Genomic DNA, 15,611 nt, shown 5'->3' on the forward strand with positions numbered 1-15,611 from the left:
AGACTACCCAACCTTTACGACTAGTGCTGCCGCCGTATCACCGGCTGCACAACCGGTGACCAGGGCATATCCGCCTCCTATAATAACTGCTTCTTCTATAGCCTCAATAAGCAGGCGCGCCACTGTAGGAGCCTGTGGATGACCGAAAACCATGGAACTGCCGTAATTATTAATTGAGGCAGCTTCAACACCGAGTTTCTTGGCCAGGTACATATCATTGACGATAAAGGGATTGTGGTTTTTGATTACAGCCAAATCTGTTGCCTTCAGGCCTGCCCGCTCAAGGGCTGTTAAGGCTGATGGAACTGGAGCCATCGGCATAAAGGCTTTTTTTGTGCGGGCGAATCCGTAAGAAATAATCTGAATGGGGATCTTGGGATCGGCGCTCAGTTTCGCCGCCTTTTCCCTGGTTGTAACTATAATTCCGGCATTTCCATCTGCAGGGTGGGTTTGCGCACCGACAGTTAGAATGCCACCTTCCAGAGTGGGACGTAAACGTTCCAGGGCCTCTTTTGAAGTAGTTGCCACTCCTTCATCTGTTTCCACCAGCAGAATTTCTTTCCTTGACAGAGTGGCTTCCACCGGGAACATATAACGTTTTTGAAATGCCCTGTCATCAGCAAGTGATTTATTATATTGTTCATAGCGGATTAATACAAGCTCATCTGCTTCCTGGCGGGTAAAACCTTCCTCTTTAACAACGTTTTCTGCCGTAACGATCATACCGTAACCTGTTGAAGGATCTGCACGCATATTATCTAAATTCCAGTTTTCCGATATGACTTCCCCTCCTGGGCCCAAGGGATTTGGCCAGACGGTATGAGGTCCGTTGGAACATCGGTCTACAAGTAAACAATAGGCAGTATCCACGTTGCCTATCTCCACAGCCATGCTTGCGTTAAATACTGTTGTGGTGGCCGTCGAACACGCCTGCATAATGGTCATTCCGGGAATATCGGGTGCACCCATCATGAAAGCGGCCCAGGTGGCGCCGAAAAAGACACGGTGCTGTCCGACGGTGATACCCAGGTACAGGTAGTCTAATTCCTGTGGATTGATATTTTTACTTTCAAACCAGCGTTTGCTGGTTTTAGCACCCAGTTCAATGGCATTATCGTTTTGCAAACTGCCCTGCCATTTGCAAAATGGCGAGCTGTAATAACCTTTGTAAGGGATATAGCTCCTGGAAAACATATTTGCACTCCTTTCTATTTACCTGAATATTTTGGTGGGCGACCCGGCGGTGATTGTAAACCGGCCAGAGCATCATCTGTTGCGAAAATATCATAAAGCCGGGCCAGTTCCAGTTCTATGGCCTCTTCAGTTGATACCCCGGATTGAGCATCCATCAGTTCGTTCGCCATCTGCAGGGCGATCGGCGCTTTGGTAGAAACGATACTTAAAGTTTTTTCTGCCAGCGCAGGATCTACACCCTGCGGCATCTCACCTTTTAATAGTCGACTGATGTTATCACTGCCGCCTAAAATTTTTGCCGCCTTAAATTTTTCCGGAATTTCTCTTGGCCGATACTTGTCGAATTTTCCATTTGCGATGATGTCTCTGATTGCATTTTCGATATCGGCTTTTTCAACCAGTTTGGTAACAATCCCGAGCGCATGAGCATCTGCTGCGTTGATTAGTTTGCCGGTGAAAATATAATATTTTGCCAGTTCAAGCCCGAGGTGACGTTCCAGGCGAAACATCCCGCCAAGTCCGGGGAAAATGCCGATTGCTGCTTCCGGGAAACCGAGAGAACCATTCGGTGTGGCTACAATAGCCTGGCAGGCCAATGCTACCTCGCTTCCGCCACCCAGCGAAAGGCCATCTAAAAGGGCGATGGTCATTTTGGGTGAGTTTTCGAGCTTTAAGAGTATATCATGTCCTTTACGGGTAAAGGCATAGGTTTTATCGACAGTTTTGGATTTTATATTATCAACAAAGAACTTGATATCTGCACCGGCGATGAAAGCCTTTCCTGCGCCCCTGATCACGATTGCTTTGACGGAGTTGTTTTTCTCGGCTTGATCAAAATTCTTTTCCAGCTGCTCCATAACAACCGGGTTTAGCGCATTCATTGCTTCCGGTCGGTTGATTGTTATGTAAGCAAGGTCGCCGGTTATTTCAAGGTCAACGTATTTAAACTCGAAGGGGGTACCTTTTTCTTTCTGCTTAATCAGAAGCTCCGGCATTTTGAAATCGGGATGCCTATTACTCAGTTCTTTTACCAATTGATAGGCTTTTTCGATGCCGAGACTGTTTATCAGTTCAAAAGGTCCCTGACGCCATGCCAAACCGATTTTGATTGCCCGGTCGACATCTTCGATAGTAACCACACCTTCGTCTACCTGGGCGCAGGCAACGCCGATGGCAACAGCATAGAGGCGCTCGGCAATGATATCCATCTTGCTCTCATCTATTTCGCCTTCCAGTGAAAAATCTGCATTTAAGTCTTCAACCTGATGCCGCAGCAACTCGGGTGGAGCATAAAAATTGCCCAATTCTCTGCCCAGGTTTTTTGCGCCATGCAATCCGATAACGGTTCCTCCGGACATATTCCAAAGTTCGAAGAGTCCGATTCCGATTCCGAAGGCCCGTTTGGTTCCTTCATTAACAGTTGGCACATTGGCGATTCCTTCTTCAATAATACGTATAGCTTCCACATACCAGGGAATAAAAATGCGGTTAACACAGAAACCGGGAGAGTCTTTTACCAGAATAGGAGTCTTGCCATGCATACTGGTAATCTGGAGAACTTTTTCCCGGGTTTCTTCACTGGTGCCATCGTGAGGGATTATTTCCACCAGGCGGTTTTTGGCCGGGTGAAAGAAGAAGTGGGTGCCGATAAACCTGTCCTGACGCCTGGTCCACTTTGCCAGGTTGCCCACATAAAAACTGGAGGTATTGGTGGCAAATATGGTTTTCGGTTCACAAATTTCATCAAGTTTTGCAAATAACTCGCCTTTAACTTTTTCGTCTTCAAAGATGGCTTCAATTACCAGGTCTGCATCTTTGAGCTCTTGTAAATCAATGGTACCATTGATCCGGTTCATGATTTCTTCAACCTGCTCCGGAGTGAAGATCTTACGTTCCACCCCCTCCTGTAGGGTTTGCCGGATATTGTTCAGACCGCGCTCGATAAATTCTGTTTTGGTATCGACCAGGGTTATTTGCAGTTTCTCCTGGGCCAGTTTTTGAGCAATTCCGCTGCCCATATTTCCGGCTCCAACGATACCTATTTTATAAGTTTTTCCCATTATAAATATCTCCTTTCCCAAGATAATTTTTAACTTTGCAATTAGCTAGTCCATATCAAATAAGGCGGACTTTAACTGCCATATCCTGATTGAATGATTTTCCTTAATTCACCCCATGAGTCAGAAAAAATGTTAACAGGCATGGTTTTCAGGTTGGGTGAAATTCTTGGTTTAAAGCCCATTTGTGCCAGGACATCTTTTTCCAGATCCACTCCCGGAGCGATTTCAATCAATGTTAAACCTTCTTGCTCGAGAGAAAAGACAGCCCTTTCAGTAACGTACAAGGCAGGTTGTTTTATCTTACGAGCATAGCCACCGCTGTAGGTGATCTGATCAACCTTATCGACAAATTTTTGTATTTTACCCTCATTTATTATGTTTAATCGGTTATTTGCAACTGAAACTTCAAGACCACTGGCAGTGAAAGAGCCGCAGAAAACCACTTTTTTTGCATTTTGGCTTATATTAATAAATCCCCCGCTGCCGATTACACGGTTACTGAATCTGGTTACATTGATATTTCCATCCTTATCGGCCTGGGCCATCCCCAGGAACGTTAAGTCAATGCCCCCACCGTCATAATAGTCAAACTGAACATGATGTTCGATTATGGCTTCAGCATTATAGGCATGACCAAAATCAGGTGGGCTCGCCGGAACTCCGCCTATAGTTCCCGATTCGGTGGTCAGATGCATCAAATCCGCAGCTCTTTCTTCTGCAGCCACGGCAGCAACATCAGCAGAAATACCTATACCGAGGTTAACTATAGCATCAGGACTGAGTTCCATGGCTGCCCGTCGGGCAATCACTTTGCGCTCGTTGAGGGTTAATGGCGGGAGAGCAGATAAAGGGACCCGGATGTCTCCGGCGAATGATGGATTAAAGTATACTCCTTCAGTTTGAAAATGGTTATAGGTATCTTTACATTGAACAACATGGTCAATCAATATACCCGGAACTTTTACCCTTTTAGGATGAATTGTATTTGGCTGGGCTATATATTCAGCCTGTGCGATAACTATTCCACCGCAATTCTTGGTTGCCTGGGCCAGGGGCAGTGTTTCCAAAAAAATACCTTCTTTATCCATGGTCAGGTTGCCGTTTTCATCGGCAACTGTACCCCTGATTAAAGCAACATCAACCTGGAAGGTTTTATAGAAGAGATATTCCTCATTTTCGATTTCTATTACCTTAACAATGTCTTCGACAGTTATAGAATTCATTTTTCCGCCTTCAACACGCGGATCGACAAATGTTCCGAGCCCTACTTTTGTGATCAGGCCGGGTCGCTTGGCAGCTATTTCTCGCCACAGTTGGACGATCACACCCTGGGGAAGGTTATAAGCTTCAATTTTATTCTCCTCAACCAGCTTGCGCATTCTGGGAGCCTGTCCCATATGCCCGGCGATCCATTTTTTAACCAGACCTTCATAGCCTAAACGGGTTACACCTCTATCCCTGCTGTCACCTGCTCCTGAACTTGACACAACTGTTAAATCCCTGGGAGCTCCTGTTTCCAGAAATCTTCTTTCCAGTGCCTGGGCTACTTCTTCAGGCCATCCCGCCAACCCCATCAGGCTTATTCCCAAAGTTGCATTATCCTTGATAAAACTAACAGCCTCGTCAGCAGTCTTTACTTTGGACAATATAATCATCCTTCCATAGTTAGTATACCGGGGAGTTATAAAATAGAATGATAAAATTAATTTAAGAAGATCAGTTAAACCTTAAATAATTGTCCTGATTTATTATATATTCATATATATAACATTATATAACATCCGCGAAGGTTATGCCATTGGAAAAAGAAGAGTGTTTTGTAATCTTTTCTTTAATGATAAACTAATATCGTCGTATGCAGAAGTTTGAAAGCAGAAATCTGAAAGGAGTAAATAATATTAAAACCAGGAGAAGATCAAATCTTAATGAAAAAAACGGTACTGAAAAACAGGATAAACTGTGGACAGTTAATTATATCCTGATATGCCTGGTTTCCTTGTTTTTATTTATGTCCTTCGACGGTATGATTCCCACTCTGCCAATATATATTGAGATACGTGAGGGGTTGGCCGGTTCAGCCGGACTACCTCTGGCAGCTTTAACTCTGGGAGCTATACTTGTAAGGCCCATTGCCGGCAGGGCTCTTGATAAGTATGGACGTAAAACAATATTTTTCTGCGGTTTACTGCTCTTTTTACTTCCTGCAATTTCTTACATATGGATGCCTTCGGCACAGGTGCTTATTATATCACGCTTCATACAGGGCATAGGTTTTGGTATAGGTACTACTGCCATGTTTACCCTGGCTTCCGATATAATTCCTCCGGGCAAAATTGGAGTTGGTATGGGCTATTTTACAGGCACAATGAGTTTATCATTGGCCATCTCTCCCGCAGTAAACTCATGGATTCTCAGTGAATATTCTTTTCGAACAGTATTTATATTGACTTCAATATTTATCCTGGCGGCATTCGCGATGGCAATTCAAATAAAATACCCGGCATTCACCCAAAAAGAGCAAATGCCGAAATTAAGATTAATATCGAAGTCCGGCTTAAAACCGGCTTTGGTTATCTTTTTTGTTGCATTGAATTTTAGTACTGTTATGTCATTTTTATCCGTTTATGCTGCCACCAAGGGTATCACTGTGGTAGGCGTTTTCTATACAGCCATGGCTCTGACTTCTTTAATTTTCAGACCGATATCCGGTTATATGGTAGACAGGTATAGAAAAAACGGCTACAACCTGGTTATTATAATGGGAATAATATTATTGATTACTGCCACGGTAATTATCGCAAACATATCTAATACATATTACCTGGTTCTCGGAGGGCTAGTATATGGTGCGGGATTTGCATTTATCCAGCCGACCATGCTGGCTCTGAGTGTCAGGAATCTCCCAATTGAGCAAAGAGGTGTGGCAAATGCCACTTACTGGACCGCTCTTGATTTTGGTGTCTTTCTCGGCGCAGTCACCCTGGGTTTCCTGGCAGCTTCATTAGGCTATCACATAATGTTTTATGTAACTATAATTCCCCTGATCATCGCCTTTTTTGCATACTTCTTATATGATTCGCTGAGCTCCAAAATAGGTAAAGATGATAGCAAATGAAGCTGGATGCTGTATAATAAAAAAAGCTGAAGTTGTTTAATCATGGGGGGTGGATCGGATTGATCATGCAGACTCTAAATCTGTATAGCCGGGTGGAACTCCCGGACTCCCCGCCACTTAACTATCCGGCTCTAGATTATTATTGAAATGCGGTGATTGAAAACGTTTGATTGGACGGATATTCAAAAACAAAGATTACAGGAACTTGGAGCAGCGGAAGCCGATTTTACACTCCATTTCAGGAGCGCTGAAGAACGAAACAGTCGTTACCAGGAGATCGAAACTGAACTGGTGCGCCGGGGTAAGGAACAGCTGCTCGATTATCGCGATCACATTCGCAGGCCGGCAATCCTGCAGCTTGAGCACTGCCTGGTGGATGTATTAACAGAAAAAGGTTTTTCCCAGGTTACCACACCCCTGCTGCTCTCAAAAGGACTGCTGGCGAAAATGACTATCACCGAAGAGCACCCACTGTTCAGGCAGGTATTCTGGATAGATTCCAAACGCTGCCTACGTCCGATGCTTGCTCCTAACCTCTACTATGTTCTGAAGGATTTGCTGAGAATATGGCCACATCCGGTAAGCATATTCGAGATTGGCCCCTGTTTTCGCAAGGATTCTCAGGGAGGAAGTCATATGCAGGAATTTACCATGCTCAACCTGGTTGAGATGGGTTTACCCGAAGCGGATCGTCAGAAAAGGATCAGAGAATTGGCTCAACTGGTTATGAATGCTGCCGGAATAGAAAATTATAGTCTGGAGACAGAGAGTTCTGATGTGTATAAGGAAACTATAGATGTGCTTTGCGGTGACCTGGAGCTTGGCTCGGGAGCAATGGGTCCGCATGAACTGGATCTGCAGTGGGGAATTGACGTCCCCTGGGTGGGAATAGGTTTTGGTTTGGAACGCCTGGTTATGGTCCGGCAGGGTCATAATAATATACAGAAATCGGGTAGGAGTCTTACATACCTTAATGGTATTCGATTAAACCTTAAGTGATCTATTTAATTGGTGCGCGGGAATAATGAAGCTGGGTAAATCAACAGGTGAGATTTAATGAACAAAGAGATGAGAGAAACAAAAATCAGGCAAATTAAAGGCAAAGCCAGGGAACTGAAATTTCTTGAAGATGAAGAAATCTTATTCCTGCTCAATCTTCGTGAAGAGAATGAAACAAAACTACTTTTCAAAGCTGCCCGGGAAATGCGCAGCAGCTATTTCGGTAAAAAAGTATTTCTGTACGGGTTTATATATTTTTCCACCTATTGCCGTAATGATTGCACATTCTGTTTTTACCGGCGTTCAAATCCCGAGAGTGAAAGATACCGCAAGTCGAGAGCGGAGATTATCGATACTGCAGAAAAATTAACTGAATCAGGTGTTCACCTGCTGGATTTGACAATGGGGGAAGATCCTAATTATTTTTCCACCGGCTGTTTTGAAGAGCTGCTCGAGACGACGGCCCTGGTAAAAGAACTTACCGGAATGCCGGTTATGATCTCACCCGGCGTGGTTCCGAAAGATATTTTAAGTGAGTTTTGCCGGATAGGAGTTGACTGGTATGCCTGTTACCAGGAGACACATAACCGGAAACTTTATGAAAAATTAAGGATCCACCAGGATTATGACGAAAGACTCAATTTAAAATATTATGCGCATGAGCTTGGTATGCTGGCCGAAGAGGGTTTGCTGGCAGGTGTTGGAGAGACAGCTGAAGACGTGGTTCAGTCCTTCAAGGTAATGAAGGAACTAGAAGCTGACCAGGTAAGGGTGATGAGTTTTGTTCCACAGAAAGGGACTCCCCTGGAAAATGTTAAAGTTATACCCCGTCTGCGGGAAATGGTGATCATTGCCATTATGCGCTTGCTTTTTCCTGATCGGTTAATTCCCGCATCACTTGATGTAGACGGTATTTCCGGTTTGAAAGACCGACTTAATGCCGGCGCGAATGTGATAACCTCTTTAATACCTCCTGATCAGGGTCTCTGTGGAGTATCCCAGAGTACACTTGACATCAGGGAAGGCGGAAGAACAGTGGCCGGAACTCTACCGATTTTGAAAAGCTGCGGTCTGGAATCAGCTTCAAAATCAGATTATGCAGAATGGATTAAAAACCGAAAGAAATTATATATTCAAGTATAATAAACCCGGGAGGTCATTAAATGCGTGCTGCTGTTATTGGCGGAAGGCTCCAGGGTCTTGAAGCCGTTTATTTGGCCAGAAAAGCCGGTTGGGATATAGTGCTGGTAGATATTAAATCTTCAGTTCCTGCTCAGAATATGGCTGACACTTTCTACTTAACTGATGCCCGAAGAAAAGACGAACTGGCGGCAGTTTTGTCCGGATCGGACATTATCATACCCGCTCTTGAAAACAGGGCCGTTTTAGCCAATCTCATTGATACTGCAGAAGTGCTGGATATTCCTCTGGCTCTCGACTTAAATGCATATGATCTTTCTTCATCGAAAATTGCTTCCGATCAGCTCTTTGAGGATATCGGAGTGGCTTATCCAAAACATTGGCCTGGCTGCTGTTATCCCCTGATTGCCAAACCAACCGGAGCAAGTGGGAGTGAAGGGGTGATTCGGCTGCAGGATGAATCCGATCTGGAGTTGTTCAGAAAAAAGATAGGTGATGAAGAAGACCGATGGGTTCTCCAGGAGTATCTTACCGGTCCATCCTATTCTATTGAAATAATCGGCTATAAAGGGGAATATCTACCTTTGCAGGTAACCGGCCTTGAAATGGACGATATATACGATTGCAAAAGGGTTCTTGCGCCGGCTGACCTGTCTGAGGAATTAAAGGATCACTTTTCCGCGTTAGCGACAAATATTGCAGAAGAAATTAATTTGAATGGTATTATGGATGTGGAAGTGATTTTAAATAAAGGTGTTCTCAAAGTGTTGGAAATAGATGCTCGTCTGCCCAGTCAAACCCCAACTGCAGTTTTCCATTCGACGGGAATAAATATGCTTGAAACTCTTACCGCGACGTTCATAAATGGTCGGTTGAACAAAGATGTTATAGTTGAAGATAAGAAAGCGGTTATTTTTGAACATATTTTTGTCTCCCCCGGTAAAATTACTGTTAGTGGGGAACATGTAGTATCTGAAGCTGGTCCGCTGGCCCTTCTGGAAGATTTTTTCGGTGCTGACGAAGCATTAACCAATTATGCCCCGGGTATGGAAAAATGGATGGCCACATTAATCATAACCGGCAGTGATTCAACTGATGTCCGTAATAAAAGAGAGTCAGTAATCAAGCGGCTTATGACTGAAATGGATCTAATAGATTATCTGGATCCTGAACCCCGGGTTCAAGATATTAAATCGTGAGAGGGCGATAATGTGACCAGATTGATTTCGGAACAGGTGGTAAATATACCACATACCCTCAATGAGTATGATGAAGATTTGAAGCGAAAAACCAGTTATTCACTAAAAGAGATCGCTGTGTTGGCTGTCGGAACAGGGGCGGCAATTATCAATCCTGAAGATTATAAGGTCGCCGTTATTCCTGTTGCATCAGGCCAGGGAATCATCAGCGGGTTTTCTGAAGCAGTACGGGCGATTGCTGTTTACCTGGGATTTAACTCGTACATAACGGAGGCAGCAGACCTGGGTGGTTTGATCGAGGCCTACCAGGGTAATACCGATGCTATAATCCTGGCAGATGACTTTAATTATGCGGCTATTAATTTAAATAACCGTAAAGTTGCTGACAATACGGGAGCAACTGCAAAAGGTTATGTCACCGCCCTGTCAAAAATGGCCGGAGGAATTAAAGACAAGGAAGTTTTATTGATTGGAGCCGGACCGGTTGGCATGAGGGCAGCAGAAAACCTGTGTGAGGCAGGCGCCATTCCGGTAATTTATGATAGAGATAAAAGAAAGGAGCAGGTACTGGCCGAAGGTCTGAAAAAGAAATTTCACATGGGCATCAAGTTTGGTCTGAGCCTCGGCGAAATCTTGGATAGGGTCACACTAATTTTCGATGCCTCACCGGGAAGAAATTTGATCAAGGCTGATCAGCTTTCAGAAAAAACTATGGTTGCCGCTCCAGGCCTGCCCCTTGGTTTCGATCAGGAGGCCTTAAAAATAATTGAGCCCAGGCTGATACACGATCCCCTGCAGTTGGGAACGGCTGTGATGCTTTTTGATGTTTTCACCAAACCGTTTCATCAGCTATACCTGGAGGAGTAAGGTTATGGACACAGTAAAGAGATATTACCGTAAAAGGGTTGAATTTTTTCGTCTGCTTCAGAAGATGAAGCTATGGCCTTCCCGTAAAGGCATATTACACGGGATAAAAACTTTTGAGATAAAAGGCAACCAGGCCATGATCACTACCCATTGCAACGAGACTTTTCTGGCTTACAATTCAAAGAACAGCAGGGCTGCCCGTTTTTTACGTAACAAATGGAATTTTACCCCCTGCCCAACCTGCAGGGTTCCGTCCTGGAAACTTGACAAGTACTCCTCGACCCGCTTCAGCCAGTCCTACGGGTCAGATCTGACCGATAACGAATCCTGATTTATTATTGGAACAGTATAATAAGCTTTTTACAATAACGGATATTGAAGTTATTAAACCATACTAGTTGGAAGGAGGCATCATCTATAATGAAAGATTATATTAATAGGCTTCAGCCAAAACCGCTGACTGATCTTGTTCAACATCTTCAGGGGATGATTCAGGGCAAGTTATGGCTGAAAGTATTAATTGCCATGGTACTGGGTGTTGCTACAGGGATTATTTTATCGCCCCAGATTGGGTTGGTGCCACTGAATACTGCTGAAGTTGTAGGCAGTTGGTTGGCTATACCAGGTAACCTTTTCCTTGGGTTGATCCAGATGATCGTTGTGCCGCTGATATTTGCTTCTGTAATTCGCGGACTTGCTTCAACTGATGACCTGGATCAACTCAAAAAAATTGGAATCAGATTTGCTTTTTTTATTATCTTAACTACTACTATAGCTATAATTATTGGCTTGAGTGCGAGCATGATCATTGGTCCGGGTAATTATGTAGATGCCGGTTATGCCACGACTCAGGTAGATACCGGGGATCTAATTGGAGATGAAGAAGAGGTTCCGGAAGTTCCGGGAATTGTCGCTCTCCCGGATATAGTGGTAAACTTAATACCGGAAAATCCTCTTGGTTCAATGGTTGAACGTGAAATGCTGCAGGTAGTCTTATTTGCTATTGTTATCGGCTTTGCCCTTGTTGCCATGCCCCCCAAACAATCGCAACCACTTTTAAGTCTGATGGGATCGCTGCAGGAAGTATGCATGACAGTCGTTCGTTGGGCAATGTACCTTGCCCCGCTGGCGGTTTTCGGTCTGTTGGCTCAGATCACAATCAGGGTCGGGCTTGATGCCCTTATTGGCATGGCCATATATGTAGGAACGGTTATTCTGGCCCTTATTGTGATGATTATTGTTTATCTGCTGATTGTCGGATTTTGGGGCCGTCAAAATCCAGGGCATTTTTTGAAGGCTATAAGGGAAGTTCAACTGCTTGCTTTTTCAACATCAAGTTCAGCGGCAGTTATGCCCCTGTCAATGCAGACGGCTGAAGAGAAGTTGGGAGTCAGAACCTCAATATCACAGTTCCTGATTCCACTGGGTGCAAGTATTAATATGGCCGGAACGGCGCTTTATCAGGCAGCTGCTACTGTTTTCCTGGCCCAGGTTTTCAACGTGGATCTTGGACTCCCTGCCCTCTTGTTGATCCTGGTTACAACAGTGGGCGCTTCGATCGGTTCACCGGCGACACCGGGGGTAGGTATTGTAATCCTGGCCATGGTTTTAAACAGTGTTGGTATTCCGGCAGCCGGTATAGCTCTTATAGTGGGTGTTGATCGCATTCTCGATATGAGCAGGACAGTGGTAAATGTTACTGGTGATCTTGCTGCCTGTATAGTCATGGATCGTTGGATTGGTAAAGATAAACCGGCAAAAAATAATTCGGCAGAAATAGTAGAGAGCACTTAACTGGCTGTTAAATTTATGCGGTTGATCTATTCCATATAATCTAGCTGGTTGAATTTATATTTAGAGCAGAAAGCAGGGAAAATATGAAAAAGATACTTTTTGTCGATAATTCAACTGATCATGACCTCTACAAACCTATGGAGCACTGGAAACCTTTATTTACCTTGCCATTCAAGGTTTATCATGCACCTCATGAAGAAGCTCCAGGTTTGGATACTTTTACCCATATGCTGATATCAGGTTCGCTTTCAAGCACCCTGGAAAACAAAGCCTGGATGATAGCTGAAGAAGAATTTATTAGAAAATCGATCGATCATGGCAAAGTGATCCTGGGTAATTGTTTCGGTCACCAGATTATCGCTAAAGCCCTGTTTGGAGAGAAGGCTGTCCGGGTTAGAGAACATCCTGAAATTGGATGGCCGGATATGACTGTTAAAAAAAGAGACATATTATTTGGTGAGCAGGGAGATATAGTGAACGGCTTTGTGCTTCATTTCGACGAGGTGGTCAATCTTCCGGAGGATGCAGTTGATCTGCTGCTAGATTCGGTTGAATGTGCGAATCTGGCATTTAAACTTAAAGAGAAGCCGGTTTGGGGTATCCAACCTCATTTTGAAATCGGTATCGTCCAGGGTTTTTCTGTAATTGAATTGGTTCAGGGACCAGGAATTCCCGGAAAAGAAATATTTATGAATGCCATTGAGAAACAACCAAAAGATAGCGGATTAATAACAAGGATTATGAGGGAGTTTCAAGAGCTTGTGCCCCTTCCCGTTTAAAAAGTATCCGGTGCTGCCCGTGAAGCGGCAGCAAAAATGGGTGCCAACGGTCGTTAACTTCTAACTGACTTTAAATCTGAATATATTTATATAAACCAGTATGAGGAATGGCAGAATTATAAGCGGCCATTCCTTCTTTCTTTTTAAGAGTTAAGTTACTGATACAGCAGGTAATCACAGCAGGAAATAGAATAAACGGTGAGAGGAGGGAAGTTATATGTCAGGTAATGTGCTTAATAAAATGCAGGAGGAACTGTGCAGCACAAGCAGATGGGACTTTTCGGATTTGAAAGTTCTTTATATCAACTGTACTTTAAAAAAATCACCTGAGCTTTCACATACTGAGGGCTTGATAAAAGTGTCAAAGGCAATAATGGAAAAGAACAGAGTTACAACTGAATTAATCAGGGCAGTTGATTACGAAATAGCCAGCGGTGTTTATGATGACATGACCAAACATGGATGGGATAAGGACGAGTGGCCGCTTATATACAGGAAAGTGCTTGATGCAGATATCCTAGTTCTTGGTTCGGCAATATGGCTTGGAGAGAAAACATCTGTCTGTCAGAGGATTATTGAAAGGCTTTACGGTCAATCCGGTGAGTTGAATGAGCATGGTCAATACGCTTACTACGGTCGTGTCGGCGGGTGCCTGATTACCGGAAACGAAGATGGAGCTAAACACTGCGGAATGGGAATTCTTTATTCGCTGCAGCATCTGGGCTTTGTAATTCCTCCCCAGGCTGATGCTGCCTGGCTGGGTCCGATTGGACCGGGTCCTTCGTACCTGGATCCAGATTCGGGAGGGCCGGAGAGCGACTTCACTAACCGAAATGCAACTTTTATGACCTGAAATTTACTGCATTTGGCAAGAATGATCAAGGATAATGGAGGAATACCCGCCCACGGCAACCAGAGAAGCAAATGGGCTGCGGGCTGTCGGTTTGATCATGCCAATCCTGAATACAGGTAATCTATGATTAAATATTATTCAGGCTTGATAGGGGATGGCAAACCTGGTATTTCCCGTAGAAGACTTCAATGCTTGATATTTTAAAGTTTTACAAATGGTTATGATCAAGGATGAAAGCAAGATGACGGATTTAAATAGTGCAACTGCGCCGGCTTCAACTCATATTATCAGAACTTATCTCATTACCAGCGGTCTTTTCACATTGGCTACTGCAATGATCTGGGGAGTAAACACCCTGTTTTTATTGGACGCAGGATTGGATATATTCGGGGTAATGGTAGTGAACGGAATATACAGCATTGGTCAGGTGTTATTTGAAGTGCCCACAGGGGTGGTCGCTGATACGATTGGCAGAAGGGCTTCATTCTTGTTCGGTATCGCCACCCTGCTTGTTTCAACCCTCTTATATCTTGCTTCAGCTGTTTATAACTGGGGTATTGGCGGGTTTATAGCCGGTTCAGTTTTGCTCGGCATAGGCTATACTTTTCAAACCGGCGCAGTGGATGCCTGGCTGATTGATGCCCTCGACGCATCCGAATATAAAGGAAGAACAGATGCGGTTTTTGCCAGGGGTGGTATCATTTTCGGAATAGCTATGTTAAGCGGTACTCTTGCCGGAGGGTTTCTCGGTCAGATCAATCTGGCTGTTCCCTATATAACCAGATCTATCATTCTAACAGTAGCTTTTACGACAACCTTTCTGTTGATGCACGATATCGGTTTTGAACCTCGAAAACTGCGTGCTTCACATTTTCTTACGGATACAAAGAGTATATTTGATGCCGGTGTTCGATTTGGCTGGCGCAACCCGGTTATTAAACCACTTTTGCTGGTTTCGATGGCCCAGGGCTCATTTTTTATGTATTTCTTTTATGCCTCCCAACCTTATATACTGGATTTACTGGGACGTCCTGATCTTGTGTGGGTTTCCGGCGCTTTTGCCGCGCTCTTTGGTCTGTCCAGCTTGATCGGCAATCTATGTGTTAATCTTATAACTCGAACCAAATGGGGAGAAAGCGCACCCAGAGTATTAATTGCCGGTGCAGTGGCTTTTTCTATACTTGCCCTGTTAGCCGGACTGACAGGTTTGCTATCTCCAGCTGGTGGCAGTGTAACAGGATTTGCTGTTGTAATGGTTCTTATTTTTATACTGGGCGCCGTAATGGGACTGGTCGGTCCGATTCGCCAGGGTTATATTAATGCATATATACCTTCAAAGCAAAGAGCTACAGTTCTTTCTCTTGACTCGTTCTTTTCAGATGCGGGAGGAGCCATGGGACAGCCTGTTTTTGGATGGCTGGCCAGAAGTATATCCACCCCGGTGACCTATATTATCGGTGGAGTTGTAACATCCATTGCGGCACCACTTTACATGCGCTCGGGACGGAATACAGAGGTTGCTATTGATGTCGGTTCTGCAGTGGAATGTGCCAGGGACGGCACATGTGAACCGATAGAGTCTGTGAAGATTTAATAAATAAGATTTTTATT

At 44.3% G+C, this 15,611-nt stretch carries 12 protein-coding genes and 1 pseudogene; 10 read left to right on the forward strand and 3 right to left on the reverse strand.

The window, feature by feature from the left end; genetic code table 11:
* Nucleotides 1–3: 3 nt before the first annotated feature.
* The 3 genes from SCJ97_04530 to SCJ97_04540 all read right to left on the reverse strand — a co-directional run bounded on the left by SCJ97_04530 (nt 4) and on the right by SCJ97_04540 (nt 4,909).
* Entirely contained in the window at nt 4–1,194 is a 1,191-nt protein-coding gene (locus SCJ97_04530) for a thiolase family protein (protein MDW7739308.1), read from the reverse strand.
* A 14-nt stretch (nt 1,195–1,208) separates the two neighbouring features.
* Complete coding sequence (locus SCJ97_04535) at nt 1,209–3,254, reverse strand: 3-hydroxyacyl-CoA dehydrogenase NAD-binding domain-containing protein (GenBank protein ID MDW7739309.1); 2,046 nt, start codon at nt 3,252–3,254, stop codon at nt 1,209–1,211.
* A 71-nt stretch (nt 3,255–3,325) separates the two neighbouring features.
* Nucleotides 3,326–4,909, reverse strand: a complete 1,584-nt coding sequence (locus SCJ97_04540) for a CoA-transferase (GenBank protein MDW7739310.1) — start codon at nt 4,907–4,909, stop codon at nt 3,326–3,328.
* A gap of 200 nt (nt 4,910–5,109) precedes the next feature.
* On the opposite strand from SCJ97_04540, the gene SCJ97_04545 reads away from it, so the two are divergent.
* The 10 genes and pseudogenes from SCJ97_04545 (at nt 5,110) to SCJ97_04590 (ending at nt 15,594) form a co-directional block, all read left to right on the forward strand.
* On the forward strand, nt 5,110–6,369 hold the full coding sequence (locus SCJ97_04545; protein ID MDW7739311.1) for an MFS transporter: 1,260 nt from the start codon (nt 5,110–5,112) through the stop codon (nt 6,367–6,369).
* A 156-nt stretch (nt 6,370–6,525) separates the two neighbouring features.
* Complete coding sequence (pylSc, locus tag SCJ97_04550) at nt 6,526–7,368, forward strand: pyrrolysine--tRNA(Pyl) ligase large subunit (protein ID MDW7739312.1); 843 nt, start codon at nt 6,526–6,528, stop codon at nt 7,366–7,368.
* Nucleotides 7,369–7,425: 57 nt separating this feature from the next.
* Nucleotides 7,426–8,511, forward strand: coding sequence for a methylornithine synthase PylB (gene pylB, locus SCJ97_04555; protein MDW7739313.1), 1,086 nt, complete (start codon nt 7,426–7,428; stop codon nt 8,509–8,511).
* A gap of 20 nt (nt 8,512–8,531) precedes the next feature.
* Complete coding sequence (pylC, locus tag SCJ97_04560) at nt 8,532–9,707, forward strand: 3-methylornithine--L-lysine ligase PylC (protein ID MDW7739314.1); 1,176 nt, start codon at nt 8,532–8,534, stop codon at nt 9,705–9,707.
* Nucleotides 9,708–9,719: 12 nt separating this feature from the next.
* Nucleotides 9,720–10,574: a 3-methylornithyl-N6-L-lysine dehydrogenase PylD gene (gene pylD, locus SCJ97_04565; protein MDW7739315.1), complete on the forward strand. Its 855-nt coding sequence runs from the start codon at nt 9,720–9,722 to the stop codon at nt 10,572–10,574.
* 4 nt (nt 10,575–10,578) lie between these two features.
* Nucleotides 10,579–10,905 (forward strand): pyrrolysine--tRNA(Pyl) ligase small subunit, encoded by a 327-nt coding sequence (gene pylSn, locus SCJ97_04570; GenBank protein MDW7739316.1) that lies wholly within the window; start codon nt 10,579–10,581, stop codon nt 10,903–10,905.
* An 89-nt stretch (nt 10,906–10,994) separates the two neighbouring features.
* Nucleotides 10,995–12,368: a dicarboxylate/amino acid:cation symporter gene (locus SCJ97_04575; GenBank protein MDW7739317.1), complete on the forward strand. Its 1,374-nt coding sequence runs from the start codon at nt 10,995–10,997 to the stop codon at nt 12,366–12,368.
* An 83-nt stretch (nt 12,369–12,451) separates the two neighbouring features.
* Nucleotides 12,452–13,147 (forward strand): type 1 glutamine amidotransferase, encoded by a 696-nt coding sequence (locus tag SCJ97_04580; protein MDW7739318.1) that lies wholly within the window; start codon nt 12,452–12,454, stop codon nt 13,145–13,147.
* A gap of 217 nt (nt 13,148–13,364) precedes the next feature.
* A pseudogene (locus SCJ97_04585) lies at nt 13,365–14,120 on the forward strand (flavodoxin family protein).
* Between the two features lie 121 nt (nt 14,121–14,241).
* Nucleotides 14,242–15,594: an MFS transporter gene (locus tag SCJ97_04590; protein ID MDW7739319.1), complete on the forward strand. Its 1,353-nt coding sequence runs from the start codon at nt 14,242–14,244 to the stop codon at nt 15,592–15,594.
* Nucleotides 15,595–15,611: the final 17 nt, after the last annotated feature.

Source organism: Bacillota bacterium, from assembly GCA_033549065.1.
Taxonomy (GTDB): Bacteria; Bacillota; Dethiobacteria; order DTU022; family DTU022; genus JAWSUE01.